Source organism: Streptomyces sp. NBC_01498, from assembly GCF_036327775.1.
Taxonomy (GTDB): Bacteria; Actinomycetota; Actinomycetes; order Streptomycetales; family Streptomycetaceae; genus Streptomyces.
In genome coordinates, this window is record NZ_CP109598.1 from 4,927,503 (window position 1) to 4,947,587 (window position 20,085).

A 20,085-nucleotide genomic window follows, 5' to 3' on the forward strand; every position below is an offset into this window, starting at 1 on the left:
AGCCGTCCGGAGACGTGAGCGGCCCCGCCGCGACGGGGGAAACGCGGCGGGACCTGGAGTGCGAATGCCCTGCGGTCAGCCGGCTACACATGGGAATTCATGTGGCGCGGACCACTCCGGTGGATCACTCGGACGGTCCCGCGGACGCGCAGGCTCCGTAGGAGGCGCGCGCCGCGTGCGCGCGTCACGGGGAAACGGGAGAAAGATCCCGTCCATGAGTGAAAGAGGCGATACCCCCCGTTCCGGCGAGCCCCTCCGTACCGAGGAGGCACCGAGACAGACCGTGGCTCTGGCGGCCATGCTGTTCGCCGTCTCGATGACGTTCATCGACCAGACGATCGTCGCGATCGCCGCGCCGGACATCATCCATGAACTGGGCCTCTCGGCCTCCGGGATGCAGTGGGTGGTCAACGCCTATCTGCTGACGCTGGCGGCGTTCTTCGCGTTCGGCGGGCGGCTGGCCGACATCGTCGGGCACCGGCGGATCATGGTGGTCGGCACGCTCGTCTTCGTGATCTCGTCCGTCCTGTGCGGATGCGTGCCGAGCGGGAGCGTCGCGCAGACCTGGCTCGTCGTCTTCCGGGCGCTCCAGGGGTTCGGCGCCGCGCTCATGTTCCCCGCCGCGCTCGCCGTGGTCGTCGCGGTCTTCCCCGTGGAGCGGCGGGGCCGGGCCCTCGCGCTCTTCTTCGGGCTCTCCGGCGGACTCACCGCCGTGGGACCGCTGCTCGGCGGCTGGCTCACCGACTGGACCTGGCGGGCCATCTTCTGGGTGAACGTCCCCGTCGCCCTGATCGCCCTCGTACTGACGGCCATGGCCCACATCAAGGACACCCCGCGCCGCGAGAGGCTCGACGTGCCCGGTGCCGTGCTGGTGGCCGTCGGGATGGGGCTGAGTGTGCTCGGCTTCCAGCAGGCGTCCGCCTGGGGCTGGGGCAGCGCGGCCACCTGGGGGTGCGTCGTCGGCGGTGTGCTCGTGCTCGTCGTGTTCTGTCTCCTCGAACTGCGTGTCCGTGACCCCCTCATCAGGCTTGAGGTCTTCAAGGACCGGGCCTTCGCGGTCGATTCCGCGGTGCTGTTCTTCGCCATGCTCGCGTTCGTCCCGGTGTTCTTCTTCGCGTCGGTGTACGCGCAGGTCTCGCTGAGCGCCTCGCCGAACCAGGCCGCGCTCTTCCTCCTCTACCTCTTCGTCGGCTTCGCCCTCGCCTCGCAGATCGGTGGGCGCGTCCTGGACAAGCACGGAGCCAGGCCCGCCATGCGGCTCGGCACCGCGATCGGGGCGCTCGGCTTCGCCCTGTGGGCGTCGAAGGCGACGGACCTGTCGATGCACGACCAGTGGCCGTACGTGGCGCTGGCGGGCGCCGGTATCGGGCTGCTCCTCGCCCCGGCGTCCACCGACGCGATCAATCGCGCGATCGGCGCCTCCTACGGAGAGGTCACCGGCATCACCCAGACCATCCGCAACTTCGCGGCGAGCGTGGGCCTGGCCGTCTTCGGCACCGTCCTCACCCATGTCACCACCGACCGGGTCACCGAGACCCTTCGGTCGAAGGGCGTACCGGCGGGGGACGCGCGGGACGCCGCCCGTGGTGTCGCGGAGGCCGTGTCCGGGCAGGCCGACACCCGGGGGCCGACCGGCGGCGGACCGATCGCACGGACTGTGCGCGACTCGATGGACGCGATCCGGATGGACTTCGCGGAAGCGAACCGGTGGGTCTTCTACGGGATGGCACTCGCGCTCGCGGTGGCGTTCGTGTGTTCGTATTTCCATCCCGGAACGCGGGTGACCGGCGCGCCGACATCCACGAAACCGGACGGGCCGGGGGAGCGTGAGGTGTCGGCGGAACGGTCGGCGGAGGGGCGAGATCCGGGGCGGGATGCCTCGGCGTAGCGGCGGCCGGGGCCGTTGTCGGACCCCTGTGGCAGGGTGCTTTCCGGGTGCCGTCACGACGCGCATCCGTCCCGTGGCCGACCCTGCCCGCAGAAGGAGCACACCCATGTCCGGTGCCGGACCCGCCCCCGCCTCCGGCGGAGTCCTCGATTCCCTGACCGCCGTGGCCACGCTGCTGGCGCCCGGCCTCCCGGCCGTCGTGGCACAGGTGCGGCAGGCCCACGAGGACCCCGAGGGTTATGTGCGCGCGTACGCGGACCGGCTGGAGGACCGTGGCGTGGACGAGCCGTTCCCGGGTCTCGCGTGGATAGCCCTCGTGGACGCCCTCGACGAGCACCGGCTCCTCGCGGAGTTCGACTGGAAGGAGGACGCGGAGGAGATACGGCACCGGCTGAAGCGTCTGGCGTCCGCCCCGTCCGTCGACCCCTGGCCGCTGTTCGACGCCGGCGAGAGGGAGTTGTGGACGCACGACTTCCTGGAGGCGTGCGGCCGGCACTACCGCGAGGTCGGCGCCGCGCTCGTGGTCCTCGACATCGAGTCGGACTGCTACCCGGTGGCGTGCCTGTCCGCCGGACGCGTCGGCGAACTGGTGGCGTTCGCGAAGGGAACGGGCTTCGCCGTGTGGCCGCTCGGTCTCCGGGGGCCGTCCGGAGAGTAGCGCCGCCCGTCGGCCCGGGGAGACGCCCGCCCGCCGGGGGAGGAGCCACCGGGAAACGGCCTGACCACGGAGAAAGGGCTTACCCGCGATGGACGGCGGGCGTCCTACGGGCAACTTCGCGGTGAATCCCGACAGCGTTGTCGGGTTTGTGGCGTCAACTGTCACGTCCGTCTCAATAAGTTGCGCCTGCCGCCCCACTCTCCGACGGGGACGGCGGGGGGTGGATCGACATGATGGTTTCCGAGGGCGGGAGCCAGGGAGAAAGATCCGATGCGGGCGGGGCGCGCTGCCGGATACACGTCGACGCGGACGGTGGGTACAACTGGCGGGTGGTCGCGCAGAACGGCCGGGTGGTCGCGGTGTCCGCCCAGCCTTTCGGCGAGTACGGCCACTGCCGTAGCGCCTTCGAGAAGTTGTGCCGTACGCACGTCGAACTCACCGGCGCCGTGCAGCACACCGCGGGAGGCAACGGCTGGATGTGGTTATTACGTGACGGCGACGACACCGTTGTCGCCGTTTCGGCGCGACCGTACGAACGGCATTCGACCTGCCGTTCCGCCTGGCAGCGGTTCCGCGCCCTGCTCGCCGGAAAGGTCGAGGTAACGGGAAGTTGCCCGTAGGGCACATCGTGTTCACATCTCGGTGCGCGCGCGTCAATTGCGCACCGAGAGCGTCGGCCGTGTGACGAGAAGAGCGAGTGGGGTCGAAGCGGCGCCCCGGAGGCTGTACGCGGATCCGGGCCTGCCCGACCGTGTCTTCAGGGGGGTCGCCCGTGGCGGCGGCGGGCTGGTGCTCGCCGTCATGCTGCTGGTCGGCGGATTCCTCCTGTACCGGGCGTGGCAGGCCCTGTCGAGGGCGGGCTGGTCGTTCCTGACGACCGAGGCGTGGGAGCCGGACGCCGGCCGCTTCGGGATCGCGGCCGTGCTCGTCGGGACCGTGCTGATCGCGGTGGTCGCGATCGTCGTGGCCGTACCGCTCGCGGTCGGCGGGGCCCTCTACATCTCCGAGTACGCACCGCCCCGGCTGCGCCAGACGCTGATCGGTGTGGTCGACCTGATGGCCGCCGTACCGTCCGTCGTCTACGGACTGTGGGGCCTGTTCTTCTTCGAGGGGCAGATCCTGCCCACCGCCCGCTGGATCGCCACCTATCTGGGCTGGATCCCGCTTTTCCGGGTGACCGGGGCCGACCCGGCCGACCCGCTCGCGCCGGAGACCGTCTACACGTCGTCGACGTTCATCGCGGGCGTCGTCGTGGCCCTGATGGTCGCGCCGATCGCGTGCTCGGTGATGCGGGAGGTCTTCTCGCAGGCGCCGGTCGGGGAACGGGAGGGCGCGTACGCGCTGGGAGCCACCCGCTGGGGCATGATCTCCAGCGTCGTCCTGCCCTTCGGCAAGGGCGGCATGATCGGCGGCACGATGCTCGGACTCGGCCGGGCGCTCGGCGAGACCATCGCCGTCTACCTGATCATCTCGCCGGTCTTCGAGATCCAGCCCCATGTGCTCCAGAACGGCGCCAGTTCGGTGGCCGCGCTGATCGCCCTGCGCTACGGCGAGGCCAGCGAGTTCGGCATGTCGGCCCTGATGGCCGCGGGCTTCGCCCTCTTCATGATGACGCTCGTCGTCAACTTCGCCGCGTCGTCGATCGTCGCCCGCAGCAGGTCCGGTGCGTCGAGTGAGTGAGGGGACACCACAGATGACCGTCGCGCCCGGAAGACGCGCACCGGAACCGGAGCCGCCAGTGTCTGACGCGTTGCCTGACACGCCGCCCGACGCGGGTTCCGCGGCGGGCCCCGCCACGGTGCCCGCCGTGGCGCGGGCGGGGACGTATCCGGCGGCTCCCGGCGGGACCGGGCGCTCACCCCTCGCGGGGGAGCGGCGGCGCTCGCCCGGCCACCTGCGCGCGACCGACGTGTACGCCCTGCTCGGTGCCGCCGCCGCGGCGCTGTCCCTCACCGGGCTGCTGTTCACCCGACTGCTGCCGTTCAGCGGTTCCGTCGGCTTCCTGGTGGTCGCGTATCTCCTCTTCCTGCCGCTCTACGGCCTGCTGGTCTCCTTCGACGAGGACGGACCGGCGGTGCGCGACCGGATCGCCGGGGTCGTGGTGCGCAGTCTCGGCCTGGTGATGGTGGCCGCACTCGTCTGCGTCGTCGTCTACACCCTGTGGGAGGGCCGCAAGGCGCTGCCGCACCTGAACTTCTTCGTCGAGGACATGGTCGTGGCGGGACCGCTCGACCCGCTGACGACGGGCGGTATCCTGCACGCGATCCTCGGCACCCTGCAACAGATCACCATCGCGCTCGCCATCACCGTGCCGACCGGGCTGCTCTGCGCGGTCTTCCTCAACGAAGTCCCGGGCCGCTTCGCCCGATTCGTACGGACCGTCGTCGAGGCGATGACCGCGCTCCCGTCGATCGTCGCCGGACTGTTCATCTACGCGACGGTGATCCTGGCGCTCGGCCACGACCGCTCCGGCTTCGCCGCCTCCCTCGCGCTCTCCGTGATGATGCTGCCGATCATCATCCGGGCGGCCGACGTGGTGATCCGGCTGGTGCCGGGAAATCTGCGCGAGGCGGCGTACGCGCTCGGTACGTCGCGCTGGCGCACCGTCTGGCACGTGGTGCTGCCGACGGCCCGCTCCGGTCTGACGACCTCGGTGATCCTCGGCACCGCACGCGGGGTGGGTGAGACCTCACCGGTGCTGCTCACGGCGGGTTTCACCGCCGAGGCCAACATCGATCCCTTCTCCGGAGCGCAGGTCTCGTTGCCGCTCGCGGCCTTCGAGTTCGTCAAGTCGCCCGAACCCACCATGATCGCGCGGGGGTTCGGTACGGCGGCGGTGCTGATGGCCCTGGTCCTGGTGCTGTTCGTGGTCGCCCGTGTCGTCGGCGGGCGCGGGCCGGGTCAGTTGACACGTCGTCAGGAACACCGGCGGGTGCGGGCCTCCCGGCAGGACGCCGAACGGTTCGCCGCCCGCGCCGGCGCCCACACCGGCGACATCGCCGCCCGCGGCGACGACGTCCCGGCCGGGGGCGAACACGGCCCCGGCGACCAAGGCGGCCCCGGCCCCCGCCCCGGCTTCCTCACCAAGCAGCCGCGTTCACCCCGTACCCCCCGAAGGAGCACCCCGTGAGACCGGCCACCGTCTCCCGACTCACCATGGCGGCAGCCGCGTTGATGTGCCTGCTGCTCGCCTTCCACCCGCCGGCCGCCGAGGCCGCCTCGTACACCAAGATCAGCGGCGCGGGCTCCACCTGGAGCTCCAACGCGCTCGACCAGTGGCGCCGCAACGTCGCCTCCAACAGCGGAATGACCGTCAACTACGCCGCGCTCGGCTCCTCGGTGGGCCGTGAGCAGTTCAAGAACGGCACCGCCGACTTCGCCGTCTCCGAGATCCCCTACGGGCTGACCGAGGGCGGGGCGAGGGACGCGCCGCCCAAGCGCGGCTACGCGTACATGCCGATCGTCGCGGGCGGCACCGCCTTCATGTACAACCTCAGGATCGGCGGTAAGAAGGTCACCAACCTGCGCCTCTCCGGCGAGGTCGTCACCAAGATCTTCACCGGGAAGATCAGCATGTGGAACGCCCAGGAGATCCGGGCGGACAACCCCGGCCTCGATCTGCCCGCGCGCCGGGTCGTCCCGGTGGTGCGCTCCGACGGTTCGGGGACGACGGCCCAGCTGACCACCTGGATGGCCAAGGAGCACGGCGGCCTGTGGAACGACTACTGCCGCCGGGCGGGCCGTTCCACCCCCTGCGGGATGACCTCGTACTTTCCCCTCGTGCCCGGCTCGTCGCACATCGCCAAGTCGGGATCGCTCGGCGTCTCCGGCTTCACCAAGCAGGGCCACGCCGAGGGGGCGATCACCTACGTCGAGTACTCGTACGCCACCACGACCGGTTTCCCGGTGGCGAAGCTGCTCAACGCGGCCGGGTACTACGTCGAACCGACCGCGTCGAGCGTCGCCGTCGCCCTGCTGAAGGCCCGCATCAACGAGGACCGGAACTCGGAGAACTATCTGACCCAGATCCTCGACGGCGTCTACCGGTCGTCCGACCGCCGCACCTACACGCTCTCCAGCTACAGCTACATGGTCGTGCCGACCAAGGCGGAACAGCCGTTCACCACGGCGAAGGGCAGGACACTGGGCACCTTCGCCAACTACTTCCTCTGCGACGGCCAGCAACAGGCCGAGGAGCTGGGCTACTCGCCGCTGCCGAAGAACCTCGTGGAGGCGGGATTCGCGCAGGTCCGCAGGATTCCCGGAGCACCCACCGGCTCCATCGACATCACGAAGTGCCGCAACCCCACCTTCTCCTCGGACGGCTCGAACACCCTCGCCAAGAACGCCCCGTACCCGAAGGCGTGCGACAAGCGGGGGCCGACGCAGTGCTCCGACGGTACGGCGGGCGCCAAGGAGGAGACCCCGGTCAAGCCCGCAGCGTCGGGCGGCGGTTCGGGCGGCGCGAACGGCGGCGGCGGTGCGGGTGACGGCGGGGGTACGGCCTCCGGCGGTGCCACGGGCGGCGCGGCGACGGCCGGGAGCGCGGGCAGTTCCACCGGAGGTGCCACGGGCGCGGGCGGAGCCGCCGGCGACACGGCGGGAAGCGCCACCGGGGGAGGCGTCGTCGACCCGGACACCGGCGAGCTGATCGGGGTCGGTGGCGCCGGGGACACCTCGGTCGCGGCCAATCCGGTGACGCTGGCGGCCGGTGAGTCCGGAGGGCTGCGCGGGGCGCTGATGGCCCTGTCCGCGGTTCTGCTGATCGGTGTGGTCGTCGGACCGCCGCTCACGGCCCGCGCGCTGGCCGCGCGCGGTCGGCGTAAGGAGGGCTCCCGATGAGACGCCCCGCCGGTTCGACACGCGCGCTCGCGCTCGCGGCCGTGGGCACGACCGTACGCACGCGCCTCCGTACGGCCGCGCACACGGCCATACGTACGGCCGCACGCGCGGTCCTCCGTAAGGAGGCGCCGAGCCGCACACGGGTGCACCTCCGCGCGGAGGCGCCGAGCCGTACGCGGACGCGTGCACGTACGGAGGCGCCCCGACGTACGGCGGCCGTCGGCGTCGCCGCGCTGCTGGCCGCCCTCGTGGTCGCGCTGCTCCCGGCGCCCGCCCCGACGACCGCCCCCGCACGGGCGGTGACCCCCGCCGCCGTACGGGCTCCCGCGGCCGGGGACTCGGCGGTCACCGTGACCGGCACGAAGGGGAAGTACGACGACTTCTCCTCCCTCAAGGTCACCGTCCACCAGACCACGCAGCTGCGCGCCCAAGGCGTACGCGTCAGCTGGACCGGAGGCCGCCCGACCGAGACCGGCTTCGCGCACAACTACCTCCAGCTCATGCAGTGCTGGGGCGAGGACAGGGACGGGCCCCGGCGTGACCAGTGCCAGTTCGGCGGCAGCGGCGTGCGGCAGAGCGGCTCCTGGACCTCGCTGCGGCAGATCGACGCCGTCCCCGATCCCGCCGAGACGGAGTACATCGGCAACGGGAACGACGAGTCGTACGTACCCTTCCGGCCCGCCAACGGCGAGCAGCCGACGACCGGTTCGCGCGACTGGACCTACTTCGGCTCCCTGGACACCAACGAGGAGCCGTACGCCGTCACCCATTCGGACGGCACCGGCGAGTTCACCTTCCCGATGCTGACCGACCAGGAGGCCGATCAGCTCGGCTGCGGCGCCCCGGTGGCGGAGGGCGCCTCGGTCCGGGGGCGGTCGTGCTGGCTGGTGATCGTCCCGCGCGGGGAGCACGACGTCGACGGTGCCACCGGTGCGGGCAACCCGCTCCAGTCGTCCCCGCTCGCCGCCTCCAACTGGGCCCAGCGCATGGCCGTCCGGCTCGACTTCCTGCCGGTGGGCAACAGCTGCCCGGCCGACCGGGCGGAGCGCCGGGTGATCGGTTCGGAGCTGGTCACCGACGCGATCTCGTCGTGGCAGCCCGCGGTCTGTTCGGCGGAGGGCGGCGCCAAGTTCGCCTTCAGCCAGAGCGGCGAGGAGAGCGCCCGGGACACGATCTCCCGGCCGGTCGCCGGTGCGCCCGGACTCGCCTTCACCGTCGATCCGGTCGCGGCGGAGGAGAACGCGGGGGACGCCGGGGAGGGTGGTTCCGGCTCCGTCGTGCACGCGCCCGTGGCGGTCAGCGGTCTCGCGGTCGGATTCTTCGTCGAACTCCCCGGCTCCGGTCAGCTCGCGTCGATGAGAATCACCCCCCGACTGCTCGCCAAACTGCTCACCTCCTCGTACCAGAAGGACGTGACACGCGGGCGCCGCGAAATTCCCGAGCACATCAAGGACAATCCGCTCAGCCTGTTCCACGACCCGGAATTCAAAGAGCTGAATCCGGAGTTCGAGGACTGGAAACCGACCTCTCTGCCGCCCATGAGTCTCATGGTTCAGCTCGCGAACTCGGACACCACCCGAATGGCCTGGCAGTGGCTCCGCTCGGACCGCGAGGCCAGGGAATTCCTTTCGGGCGCCGCAGATCCGTGGGGTACAAAGATGAATCCGTACTTCGCGGACCTCGCTCTCGCCACCGAGACGTCCGTGTCCGACTTCCCCAAGGCGGACCCCACCCGCACCACGGTCACCATCGGTGAGGACACCCTGGAGTACGGGACCACCGAGGTCGCCCCCTACGTGCAGGACATGCACGACGGCGCGCTGCGCACCCGGCGCGGCAACAACGGCGCCACCACCACGGCCGACGCGAGCAGCAACGGCTCGCCCGCCAAGCTGATCAACACCCCGCCGCTGCCCGGCCAGCGGATGGTCCTCGCCCTGGTCGACGCCGCGTCGGCGGCCCGCTACGGCCTCCAGACCGCAGCCCTGCGCAACGCCGACGGGACCTTCGTCACCCCCACCGCCGACTCCCTGCTCGCCGGGGTCGCCGCCATGAGGAACTCCCCGGTGCCCGGCGTCCTGGCGACCGACCCGGGCGCGGCCGAGGGCGACGCCTATCCGCTCGCCTCGGTGGTCTACGCGGCCGGATTCACCGGCACTCCGGCGGCCGAACGCAAGGACTACGCGGCGCTCGTCCGGTACGCCGCCGGCCCCGGGCAGTCGCCCGGCGTCTCGCCGGGGCAACTCCCGCCCGGCTACGCGCCGCTCCCTGCGGCGATGCGTACCCAGGCGCTCGCGGCGGCCGACCGGTTGCAGAACGCCAAGGCCGGCGAAGCGGGCGGCGACCCCTCCGGCGGTGCGGGCGGCGGCGGGGCGGACGGGGCGGGCTCCGCGGCCGGCGGCGCGTTCACCGGCGGAGCCGGGTCCGGCGGCGGGGCGCCCGGATCCGGGGGGTCCACGGGCGGGACCGATCCCGCCGCCGAGGGAGGTGCGGCCGGGCCGAGCGCGTCCGCCACCGCGCCCGCCCCGGCCCGCAGCGTGGCCGCCCCGGCGGGACTGACCCCGTCCACGGTGCTCGGGATCATCCGCTGGGTGCTGCTCGGCGTACTGCTCGCGGGCGGACTGGCGGCCATTTCGGGCCCCGTACTGCTGCGCCTTTCGGCACGGAAATCGGCGGGCGCCGGATGACGTGGTGCGACAGCCGCGCGCGGGTGCTCCAGGAGTCGTCCAGTAAATCGATTCGTAACCTGATCAACCGGATGAGTTGGTGGTCGCCACGAGTCGGATACGGAAAGGTAATGAACGGCCGGTCGACGGGCCGGTGGTGACGAAAGTCGCCGAAGTCAAAGAAGTCACCGGGTTTCGAATGCCGAATTCGGAGTTCCTCGTCACGTGTTCATGTTCCACCGCACCACCGCGTTTCCGCTTGAGCGTCCATTCCTCATAATCCGTAAAGTCGGAGGAGAACAGAAGTGAACGTCAAGTCCCGCGTACGTATCGGTGCTGTCGTCGGTGCCGCCGCCCTCGCCCTCGGCGCCCTGGCCGCCCCGGCCTCGGCCGACCCGGCCCCCAATTCCAACGGCACCCCCAACTACCGGGTGCTCGCGGGTGTCGGCTCGGACACCACCCAGGACGTGTTCAACGGCCTGGGCACCAGCATCAACTCCGGCTCCCTCGTCGCCTCGTACAACGCCACCGGCTCGACGACGATCAAGACGCGTGCGACGAACTGCGTGATCCCGCGCCCCAACGGCTCCTCGGCCGGTATCAACGCGCTGCGCAACGCGGTCGACAACAACACCGGCTGTCTGGACTTCGCCCGCTCCTCGCGCGGCGTCTCCAACAGCTCGACCACCGACCTGACCTTCATCCCGTTCGGCAAGGACGCGGTGACCTTCGCGGTCCGCGGCAACAGCGCGCTGCCCAAGGCGCTGACGACCGCTCAGCTCACCTCGATCTACACCTGCGACACCACCTCGCTGAACGGCGTCGCGCTCACCCCGCTGCTGCCCCAGGCGGGCTCCGGCACGCGCTCCTTCTTCCTCGGCGCGCTGGGCCTGACGGAGGACACCTTCGGCAGCTGCGTGGACGACACCGTCCAGGAGCACAACGGCGAGGCGCTGAACAGCGCCGGTGACATCGCCCCGTACTCGATCGCCCAGTACATCGCCCAGACCAACCAGCCCGGCGACGTGGCCGACCGCCGCGGTGCCTCCGTGCTCGGTTCGGTGGACGGCGTCCAGCCGGTGACCGGCGGCGCGCTGAACACCGCCTTCCCCTACAACCGTGACGTCTACAACGTCGTCCCGACCAACAAGCTGACCACCGCGAACATCGCCGACACGTTCGTCGGCGGGACCTCCAAGGTCTGCCAGCAGACGGCCGTCATCAACGACTACGGCTTCGGCACCATCGCCAACTGCGGCAGCACCGTCCTGAAGGGCGAGAGCTGATCACTCTCCACTGACCGCGCGACGGCCGGGCGCCCTTCGGGGTGCCCGGCCCCACGGCGTACGCCGTCCCGGGCGACGGCCCCGCCACCGCCCACCTTCCGCCCCGCCGTCCTTCCGCACGGACGGCCCCGACTCCCGTACCCCGACCGACTTCCGTACCCCGACCGACCCATGACCCGTGACCCATTGGGGGGCAACCCACCATGCGAGACACCGCACCACGCAGAATGACCACCGCCCTGCTGATCTGCTGCTCACTGCTGCTGGCAGCGGCGACCGCCGTCCTCGGCCTCGCCCCCCAGGCACGGGCGGAAGGGGAGCTCGGCGACCTGACGTTCGCGACGACGTCCGGCAGGATCGCGGACAACCCGACCTTCCCGAGGGTGGGTACGGAGGCGGCGTGCCCCGCCGACCACGCCCAGCAGCTCCAGCTGTCCCTGGTCAACGTCAACGCGACGGGCGGCACGTACCTGCTCGGCAGGACGTCCGCCGGAGCGCCGTACGACCAGGGCCCCGTGGCGGCCGACTTCCCCGCCGGTACGGCGCTGGAGGCGCGCCTGCGCACGATGATCCCCAGCGGTTCGTTCGACGGCGAGTACGAGATCCGGCTCTTCTGCCGGGACTCCGGCAACATCGGCTCCGACTACTTCACCACCCGGATCCAGGTCACCGGTGACTCCTGGACGGTCAAGGCCGCCGCCGCCAACCCGACCACGACTACCCTCACCCCGACCCCGGCCCGCACCGCGCCCGTCGGCGCGGAGGTCACCCTGACGGCCGCCGTCACCCCCGGCGACGCCGCGGGCAAGGTGACGTTCCTGGACGGCACCGAGGTGCTCGGCGCGGTCGATGTCGCCTCCGGCACCGCCGAGTTGAAGACGTCGGCGCTCGCCGCGGGCGACCACACCCTGACCGCGACGTTCACCCCGGCCGACCCCGCCGCGTACCTCCCGTCCGACTCACCGGCCTCCGGCTACAAGGTGACCGGGACCGGCACCTCGCCCTCGCCGGACCCCAGCGAGACCGACACGCCCCCCGACCTCGACGTCACCGACGAGGACGGCACCCCGCTGGACGTCAACCCGACGCTCACCACCGGGCAGACGGTCCTCGTCACCGCCCGGGGCTACGGCGAGGGCGCCGTGGTCAAGGCCGTACTCACCGGCAGCGAGGCCACCTTCCCCGATGCCACCGCCGACGCCGAAGGCACCGTCGCCGACTACGAGTTCACCGTGCCGGACCCGCTGGCGGACGGCTCGTACACGCTCACGCTCACCGAGGACGCCACGGACGGCCACAGCGTCGAGTTCCTCTTCGGCATCGGCGACGCGCCCGGCCCCGGTCCGAGCCCGAGCCCGAGCCCGAGCGACTCGGCCGGCGCGGACGGCGGTGCCGGCGACGGGGGCGCGACCGAGGGATCGACGGGCGGCGGCGACAGCGGCGGCTCGGCCGGTTCCGGAGGCTCCGGCGGAGGCGGCACGGGAAGCCTCGCGTCGACGGGCGTCAACGCCCTGACGCTGGGTCTCGCCTCGGTGCTCCTGTGCGGGCTCGGTACGGCGTTCGTGCTGCGCGCCCGGCGCGGGGGACTGCTCAGGTTCTGAGGCGGCGGCGGGGGTGGGCGCGTCGCCCGTACGCGCGTCCGCCCCCGCCCCGGGACCGGGGCGGGCCCGGAACCGCCCGCCCCGGTCCCGTCCCCGGTCCGCCCGCCGTGTGCCCCGGACCCCCCACTCCCCTCCCGCGAGGAACGCCCCGACATGACGACCGTGCTCACTCCACCGCCCCCTCCCGCCGTGACCGCCGCACCGCGACCGGACTCGGGCGCGGACCCGTCCCCACCCCCGGCCCGGCCCGGTCTGGCATTCGCCGGGGCCGCCCTGTGCGTGCTCGCCGCCGTCCTGCTCGGCTTCGCGGCCAACCTCACCGTCGTCGGCCATCTCCAGCACGCCCGCGACCAGCGGACCGGGTACGACGAACTCCGCGAGCAACTCGCCCTCGGTACCGCCCCGGTGGGACAGCGGACCTTCGACGGCAAGCCCCTGCCCATGGGCGCGCCCGTCGCGCTCCTGCGCGTCCCCTCGCTCGGACTGCGCGAGGTCGTCGCCGAGGGCACCACCTCCGGTGTCCTCATGTCGGGCCCCGGCCACCGGCGCGACACCGCGCTCCCCGGCCAGGAGGGCACCAGCGTGATCATGGGCCGTCAGTGGGGCTACGGAAGCCCGTTCAACGACCTGGAACGTCTCCCGCCCGGCGCCTCGATCGAGGTGACGACCGGTCAGGGAAAGTCCGTGTACCAGGTACTGGGCGTCCGCCGCCCCGGCGACAGGCTCCCCGCGCCCCTCGCCGAGGGCCGGGGCCGGCTCACCCTCATGACCGCGTCGGGAGCCCCGTACACCCCGGACGGGGTGCTGCGCGTCGACGCGGCGCTCACCACCCCGGTCCAGCCCAGCCCGCCCCGGCCGCTCCGCGGTGGGTGGATCGGGCCCGCCGAGGAGGCCCTGGGTGGTGAGAACGGTGCCTGGACGGCGATCGCGCTCTGGACCCAGGCGCTGCTGATCGCCGCCCTTCTCACCGTCTGGCTCCACCGGGTGTGGGGCCGCTGGCAGACCTGGATCGCGGCCGGACCCGTACTCGCCGCCCTCGGCGTCGCCGTCGCGGGCGCGGCCACCCGCGTCCTTCCCAACCTGCTCTGAAGCCCGTCCCGCTTTTCGACGACGCGCTCCGAAGCTGGCTCCGAAGCCCCGTTCCAGAGCCCCGTCCCGAAGCCCCGCTCCGACAAAGATCGTCTCCGACAAGGGAGTCCAACCGAGATGGCCGCCGACACGATGCCCCTGCCCACGAACGCGGCCCAGGGTGGCGCGGGGTCCTCCGCGACGCTCGAAGCCGAAGAGGTCTCCGCCTGGTTCGCCGACCACAAGGTCCTCGACCGGGTCTCGCTCACCATGCCCGCCCTGGAGGTCACCGCCCTCATCGGGCCCTCCGGCTGCGGCAAATCGACCTTCCTGCGCATCCTCAACCGCATGCACGAGCTGATCGGCTCCGCCTCCCTGGCCGGCCGCGTGCTGCTCGACGGCGACGACATCTACGAGCGGGGCCGCCGGATCACCCGGGCCCGCCGTGAGATCGGCATGGTTTTCCAGAAGCCCAATCCGTTCCCCGCGATGTCGCTGTACGACAACGTCCTCGCGGGCCTGAGGCTCAACGGCATCAGAGCCGCACGTTCTGGCAAGGACGACCTGGTCGAGGAGTGCCTGACGAAGGCGGGCCTCTGGCGCGAGGTCAAGGACCGCCTCCGGCAGCCCGGCGGCGCGCTCTCCGGCGGCCAGCAGCAGCGCCTGTGCATCGCGCGGTCACTGGCGGTACGCCCCAGGGTCCTGCTGATGGACGAGCCCTGCTCCGCCCTCGACCCGACCTCCACGCGGCGTATCGAGGAGACGATCGCCGAACTGAAGGAGGAGGTCACGATCGTCATCGTCACGCACAACATGCAGCAGGCGGCCCGTGTCTCCGACCACTGCGCGTTCTTTCTGGCCGAGCAGGGCACACCGGGCGTGATCGTCGAACACGGAACGACCGACGCCATGTTCAATTCCCCCCAGGACTCCCGTACGTCGGACTACGTGAACGGCCGCTTCGGCTGACCCCGCGTGTCCGGCTCCGGGTTCTTCTCCCTCCGCGCCCGGAGCGCGGGGTCACCTGGAGGTGTGAACCATGCAGTACGCACGTGGACGTCAACGTCAACGTCAACGTCAACGTGGACATGGACGTGGACGTGCCCGCCGCGCGGCCCTCGGCGGGCTCGCCGCGCTCGCCGTCCTCCCGGCCGCGGCCTGCTCCCAGGACGGCCCCCGGGCGTCGCCGACACCCCCTGCCGCGACGGCGACGTCCGATGCCGCGGCGAAACCGTCGGCCACCGGTGATCTCAGGGCGCTGGAGCGCGAGTACGGCGCACGGCTGGGCGTCTACGCCGTCGACACCGGCACCGGGCGGGAGGTGGCCCACAACGCCGACGAGCGGTTCGGCTACGCGTCCACCTTCAAGGCGTTCGCGGCGGCCGCCGTACTGGACCGGTACTCCCCGAGCGGCATGGAGAGGGTGATCAGGTACTCCCGGGACGATCTGATCGACCACTCCCCGGTGACGGAGAAACACGTCGGGACCGGGATGACGCTCCGCGCGCTGTGCGACGCCGCCGTCCGCCACAGCGACAACGCCGCGGCGAATCTTCTCCTCGACGCGCTCGGCGGCCCGAAGGGCCTGGAGGCCGCCCTCCGTGAGGTGGGCGACACCGTCACCCGGGTGGAGCGCCGGGAGCCGGAACTGAACCAGTGGGAGCCGGGAGTCACCCGAGACACCACCACACCCCGCGCGTGGGCCGGCGGCCTGCGGGCGTTCGTCCTCGGAGACGCCCTCGGCACCGGCGAACGCGCACAACTCGCCACCTGGCTGAAGACCAACACCACCGGAGACACGCTCATCCGGGCCGGTGTGCCCAAGGGCTGGGTGGTCGGCGACAAGACCGGCAGCGGTGGCGTCTACGGGTCCCGCAACGACATCGCCGTGGTGTGGCCGCCCGACGCCGCGCCGATCGTCATGGCCGTCCTGTCGAACCGCGCCGCGAAGGACGCCGCCCCCGACGACAGGCTGATCGCGGAAGCGGCCACCGTGATTGCCGGGGCGCTGTCGTAGCGGAGCGCGTCACACGGCAGGCCGGGCGGGTTCCCCGCCGCAGCGACCCCGCGAGAGACCCGGCGGGAGGGACCCCGCGAGAGCCGCCGCGGGAATCTTGCCGGACATCGCCCGGGTCCGGTCGAACATCGCCGAACTGACGGAGTGTCAGTGGCGCCCCCGGCAGGACTCGAACCTGCGGCCAAGCGCTTAGAAGGCGCCTGCTCTATCCACTGAGCTACGGGGGCCGGTGGCGGTCCCGGGCCGGAGTGCCGGTGGGGCGCTCCCTGCGGTCCGTGACCTGTGCCGGGACAAGGATAGGGCTCCGTTCACCCTGACCCGGTTGCTTCACCTGCGTGGCACGATGTGGAGGTTCGGTGAAGCGAACCGATAATCGCAGGCAGGTGCGAATCCCGCAGTGCTTTTCCCGCCTGAAGCTACGGGTGTTGTGCACTCGTTATGCCTGTGCCCCACTCGTCCTGTCTGTCCCCCGCCTCCGACCGGCGCGCAGGAGATGCCCATACGCTTCAAAAAGGCTCCAAAATTGGGCATTCTTCGCATGTGGTGACCTTGGACGTACGGCCTCAGCTGATCGACGCACTTACCGCACTGCGCGACCGTGTCGCAGCCGTGCGTCTTCCACTCCCTCTCGACGGGGCGCCGCGCGCCCGGCAGACCAGGGAGGAACTGCTCGCCCAGCTCGACGACTATCTGGTGCCACGGCTGCGCGACCCCGAAGCGCCGCTGCTCGCCGTCGTCGGCGGATCCACCGGGGCCGGCAAGTCGACACTCGTCAACTCCCTTGTGGGGCGCCGGGTCAGCGAAGCCGGCGTGCTGCGCCCGACCACCCGTACGCCCGTACTGGTGTGCCACCCCGACGACTGCCACTGGTTCGACGGCGTACGGGTCCTGCCGCAGCTGACCCGCGTCTGGCTCACCCAGCAGGAGGAGGACGGCGGGGCCGGGGCCTGGAGCGGGGACGACGAGAACGCGCTGCGCATCGACACCGCCGTGGCACTGCCCCGCGGCCTCGCGCTGCTCGACGCGCCCGACATCGACTCCCTGGTCGTACGGAACCGCGTCCTCGCCGCCGAGTTGATCTGCGCGGCCGACGTGTGGGTGATGGTCACCACCGCGTCCCGGTACGCCGACGCGGTGCCCTGGCACCTGCTGCGTACGGCCAAGGAGTACGACGCCTCGCTCGTGACGGTCCTGGACCGCGTACCGCACCAGGTGATCGACGAGGTGTCACGGCAGTACGCCGCGCTGCTCACCAAGGCGGGTCTCGGCGACGTACCCCGCTTCACCATCCCCGAACTCCCCGAATCGGCGGGCGGCGGAAGCGGACTGCTGCCCGTCTCCGCCGTCGCCCCGCTGCTCGACTGGCTCACCCACCGGGTGCGGGACCCGGCGGCCCGTCAGCAGGCGGTCGTCCGTACGGCCGCCGGGGTCATCGGCTCGCTCAATGTGCGGATGCCGGAACTCGCGGGCGCCGTCGCGGCGCAGTACGCCGCCGCCGTCCGTCTCACCGGCGCCGTCGAGGAGGCGTACGCCTCCGAACGCGAACGGGTGCGTCAGCGGGTCAAGGCCGGAGCCGTGCTCGCCGGGGACGCGCGGACCCGCTGGCGCGGGCACCCGAGGGACAGTTCGGCGCGTGAACTGCTCGACTCGCTGGTCGAGAGCCTGGCCGCGCTGCTCCAGTGCGCCGTCGCAGCCGCCGACGAACGGGTCACCGAGGCGTGGCGGCGGGAGCCGGCCTCGGGGGCGGTCCTCAGAAGAGGACCGGACCGGGAGGTGTCCGAGCGGATCGGGATGGCCGTGCGGCGCTGGCGGCGGGTGGTGGAGGAACTGGCCGAGGACGAGGTGCGGCTCCTCGAACGCAACGCCGCGCCCGACTCCGAGACCGTCGCGGCACTGCTGGCCGCCGCCCTGCTGGGCGGGCACCGCACGCGGGTCGCGGGCGAGCGGCTGGCCGAGCGCATCGGCGCACAGGGCGCGCTGCGGCTGCGCGACAAGGGCGGCGAGCTGGTGGAGACGTACATCGACGACGTGCTGCGTGAGGAACGGGACCGGCGGCTGGCCCCTCTCGACGCGCTCGAAGTGGCGCCGGAGCCACAGGCGGAGCTGATCGCCGCGCTTTCCGTACTCCAGAAGGAGATGTGACCAGAGATGGCTGACGTGACGGACGTGGCGACACTGCCGGAGGGGCCGGGCGAGACCGGTACCGGGACCGCGAGCGGGGCCGAGGGCACGGCGGGGGCGAACGGCGCGACCGGAGCGGAGGGAGAGGCGCACCCTCCCAAGGAGGGCGCGGCGGACGGCGGGGGACGGCGCTGGAACGACGGGCTGATCGCCCGTCACGCGGCCGGCCGCAAGGGTGCGAACGGCACCGCGGTCACCGTCGGTGTGGAGGGCATCGACGGGGACGACGACGTCTCGGCCGGGGCGGAGGGTCACCAGCCCATCGGGGGCGCCTACGAAGGTCCGTTGCGGGTACGGCTGGACGCCCTGCGCGAGCTGGTGGGGCTCTCCCGTACCCGTATCGAGGGAACCACGCTCGCCGAGGCCGGACGGCTGCTGGACGAGGCGTCCACACGGCAGCGGCTCTCGTCCCGGCACACCGTCGTCGCCATCGCGGGCGCCACCGGCAGCGGCAAGTCGACGCTCTTCAACGCGCTGGCGGAGGTGCCGATCTCGGAGACGGGCCTGCGCAGGCCCACCACCTCCGCGCCCATCGCCTGCGTGTGGTCCGAGGGCGCCGCCGGGCTGCTCGACCGGCTCGCCATCCCTGGGAGGCTGCGTCGGCGGCCACTCGCGGGCGGCGACGGCGACGAGGAACTGAAGGGCCTGGTCCTGATCGACCTGCCCGACCACGACTCCGCCGTCGTGGCGCACCGGGACCAGGTCGACCGGGTGCTGGCCCTGGTCGACGCGGTGATCTGGGTGGTCGACCCGGAGAAGTACGCGGACGCCGCGCTGCACGAGCGCTATCTACGGCCCCTGGCCGGTCACGCGGAGATCACCTTCGTCGTACTGAACCAGGTGGACCGGCTGCCGGGGGACGCCGCCGACCAGGTCCTGGACGATCTGCGCCGGCTGCTCGACGAGGACGGGATGGCGCTCGGCGAACACGGCGAGCCGGGCGCGACGGTGCTCCCCATCTCCGCGCTCACCGGCCGGGGCGTGGGTGAACTGCGCGAACTGATCGGCCGGTTCGTGCAGGAGCGCAACGCCGCCGCCCGCCGGCTGTCCGCCGACGTGGACGCGGCAGCCGCGCGGCTGCGGCCGGTGTACGTGGCCGACGGGCGCACCGGTCTGGGCGAGCGCTCCCGTGAGGAGTTCGCCGAACGGCTCGCCTGGGCGGTCGGCGCGGTGGCCGCGGGCGAGACGGCCGAACGCGAGTGGCGCCGGAACGCGGGCCGCGCCTGCGGCACGCCCTGGCTGCGGCTGTGGCGCTGGTACGAGCGCACCCGGACGCCCGGCGGCGGCGCACCCCGTACCCAGGTGATCGTGGAGGACGAACTGACCGCCCGGCAGCGGGTCGAACAGGCCGTCCGTACGGTCGCGGACGACGCGGCGGCCGGGCTTCCCCGGCCCTGGGCGCAGGCGGTGCGTGAGGCGGCGGTACGCGGTGCCGAGGGGCTGCCGGAGGCCCTGGACGAGCTGGCGCTGACGGCGGGGCCACCGAGCGGGCGCCCGGCCCGTCCCGCGTGGTGGCCGGCGGCGGTGCTCGCCCAGGCGTCCATGACGCTGCTTCAGATCTACGGCGGACTGTGGCTGGTCGGCCAGATCGTCGGCATGCTCCAGCCCGGCATCATCCCGCCCGTGCTGGTGATGCTGGCCGGGATCGTCGGGGGGCCGCTGGTGGAGTGGACGTGCGTGGCGGCGGCGCGGGGACCGGCGCGGCGGTACGGGCAGGACGCCGAGCGGCGGTTGCGCGAGGCGGCGGCGGGATGCGGGCGGGCCAAGGTGCTCGATCCGGTCGCGGCGGAGCTGATGCGGTACCGGGAGGTGCGGGAGCAGTTCTCGACGGTGTCGGGCGTACGGAGATAGCCGCCGGGCCCCCGGGGCGGGGCCGGC

General features: G+C 72.2%; 14 protein-coding genes and 1 tRNA gene. 14 read left to right on the forward strand and 1 reads right to left on the reverse strand.

Features of this window, described 5'->3' with window-relative positions:
- Positions 1-298: 298 nt before the first annotated feature.
- From OG875_RS21100 to bla, 12 genes are all read left to right on the forward strand, one after another.
- Positions 299-1,888 (forward strand): MFS transporter, encoded by a 1,590-nt coding sequence (locus OG875_RS21100; protein ID WP_443079277.1) that lies wholly within the window; start codon positions 299-301, stop codon positions 1,886-1,888.
- A gap of 106 nt (positions 1,889-1,994) precedes the next feature.
- Positions 1,995-2,546, forward strand: coding sequence for a DUF6630 family protein (locus OG875_RS21105; protein ID WP_330175780.1), 552 nt, complete (start codon positions 1,995-1,997; stop codon positions 2,544-2,546).
- A 230-nt stretch (positions 2,547-2,776) separates the two neighbouring features.
- Positions 2,777-3,166, forward strand: a complete 390-nt coding sequence (locus tag OG875_RS21110) for a hypothetical protein (RefSeq protein WP_330175781.1) — start codon at positions 2,777-2,779, stop codon at positions 3,164-3,166.
- Between the two features lie 61 nt (positions 3,167-3,227).
- Positions 3,228-4,226, forward strand: a complete 999-nt coding sequence (pstC, locus tag OG875_RS21115) for a phosphate ABC transporter permease subunit PstC (protein ID WP_330175782.1) — start codon at positions 3,228-3,230, stop codon at positions 4,224-4,226.
- A gap of 70 nt (positions 4,227-4,296) precedes the next feature.
- The gene (gene pstA / locus OG875_RS21120) at positions 4,297-5,676 is read left to right on the forward strand and encodes a phosphate ABC transporter permease PstA (RefSeq protein ID WP_330175783.1); all 1,380 of its coding nucleotides are present in this window, start codon (positions 4,297-4,299) and stop codon (positions 5,674-5,676) included.
- Complete coding sequence (locus OG875_RS21125; RefSeq protein WP_330175784.1) at positions 5,673-7,388, forward strand: phosphate ABC transporter substrate-binding protein PstS; 1,716 nt, start codon at positions 5,673-5,675, stop codon at positions 7,386-7,388. Before pstA ends, OG875_RS21125 begins: the two co-directional genes overlap by 4 nt.
- Positions 7,385-10,075 carry a hypothetical protein gene (locus tag OG875_RS21130; RefSeq protein WP_330175785.1) on the forward strand — a complete coding sequence of 897 codons (2,691 nt, stop codon included), beginning with the start codon at positions 7,385-7,387 and terminating at the stop codon, positions 10,073-10,075. Before OG875_RS21125 ends, OG875_RS21130 begins: the two co-directional genes overlap by 4 nt.
- A 284-nt stretch (positions 10,076-10,359) precedes the next feature.
- Positions 10,360-11,340: a hypothetical protein gene (locus OG875_RS21135; protein WP_330175786.1), complete on the forward strand. Its 981-nt coding sequence runs from the start codon at positions 10,360-10,362 to the stop codon at positions 11,338-11,340.
- Between the two features lie 227 nt (positions 11,341-11,567).
- On the forward strand, positions 11,568-12,941 hold the full coding sequence (locus OG875_RS21140) for an Ig-like domain-containing protein (RefSeq protein ID WP_330175787.1): 1,374 nt from the start codon (positions 11,568-11,570) through the stop codon (positions 12,939-12,941).
- Between the two features lie 153 nt (positions 12,942-13,094).
- Positions 13,095-14,030, forward strand: coding sequence for a sortase (locus OG875_RS21145; protein WP_330175788.1), 936 nt, complete (start codon positions 13,095-13,097; stop codon positions 14,028-14,030).
- A gap of 132 nt (positions 14,031-14,162) precedes the next feature.
- A complete protein-coding gene (locus OG875_RS21150; protein ID WP_443079278.1) occupies positions 14,163-14,978 on the forward strand; it encodes a phosphate ABC transporter ATP-binding protein in 816 nt (271 codons plus the stop codon).
- A gap of 70 nt (positions 14,979-15,048) precedes the next feature.
- A complete protein-coding gene (gene bla / locus OG875_RS21155; RefSeq protein ID WP_330175790.1) occupies positions 15,049-16,026 on the forward strand; it encodes a class A beta-lactamase in 978 nt (325 codons plus the stop codon).
- A gap of 151 nt (positions 16,027-16,177) precedes the next feature.
- Here bla and OG875_RS21160 read toward each other — a convergent pair.
- Positions 16,178-16,253: transfer RNA gene (locus tag OG875_RS21160), tRNA-Arg, on the reverse strand.
- A gap of 322 nt (positions 16,254-16,575) precedes the next feature.
- Here OG875_RS21160 and OG875_RS21165 point away from each other — a divergent pair.
- Together OG875_RS21165 and OG875_RS21170 are read left to right on the forward strand one after the other, a co-directional pair.
- Positions 16,576-18,168, forward strand: a complete 1,593-nt coding sequence (locus OG875_RS21165) for a dynamin family protein (protein ID WP_330177841.1) — start codon at positions 16,576-16,578, stop codon at positions 18,166-18,168.
- Positions 18,169-18,174: 6 nt separating this feature from the next.
- The gene (locus tag OG875_RS21170; protein WP_330175791.1) at positions 18,175-20,058 is read left to right on the forward strand and encodes a GTPase; all 1,884 of its coding nucleotides are present in this window, start codon (positions 18,175-18,177) and stop codon (positions 20,056-20,058) included.
- The last annotated feature ends 27 nt before the right edge of the window (positions 20,059-20,085 follow it).

Excerpts from the sequence above, each read along its gene's own strand:
- OG875_RS21140 (WP_330175787.1), top strand. The coding sequence starts at position 11,568 with ATGACCACCGCCCTGCTGATCTGCTGCTCACTGCTGCTGGCAGCGGCG.
- OG875_RS21130 (WP_330175785.1), top strand. The coding sequence starts at position 7,385 with ATGAGACGCCCCGCCGGTTCGACACGCGCGCTCGCGCTCGCGGCCGTG.
- OG875_RS21145 (WP_330175788.1), top strand. The coding sequence starts at position 13,095 with ATGACGACCGTGCTCACTCCACCGCCCCCTCCCGCCGTGACCGCCGCA.
- OG875_RS21105 (WP_330175780.1), top strand. The coding sequence starts at position 1,995 with ATGTCCGGTGCCGGACCCGCCCCCGCCTCCGGCGGAGTCCTCGATTCC.
- OG875_RS21170 (WP_330175791.1), top strand. The coding sequence starts at position 18,175 with ATGGCTGACGTGACGGACGTGGCGACACTGCCGGAGGGGCCGGGCGAG.
- OG875_RS21110 (WP_330175781.1), top strand. The coding sequence starts at position 2,777 with ATGATGGTTTCCGAGGGCGGGAGCCAGGGAGAAAGATCCGATGCGGGC.
- OG875_RS21100 (WP_443079277.1), top strand. The coding sequence starts at position 299 with ATGCTGTTCGCCGTCTCGATGACGTTCATCGACCAGACGATCGTCGCG.
- bla (WP_330175790.1), top strand. The coding sequence starts at position 15,049 with ATGCAGTACGCACGTGGACGTCAACGTCAACGTCAACGTCAACGTGGA.
- OG875_RS21150 (WP_443079278.1), top strand. The coding sequence starts at position 14,163 with ATGCCCCTGCCCACGAACGCGGCCCAGGGTGGCGCGGGGTCCTCCGCG.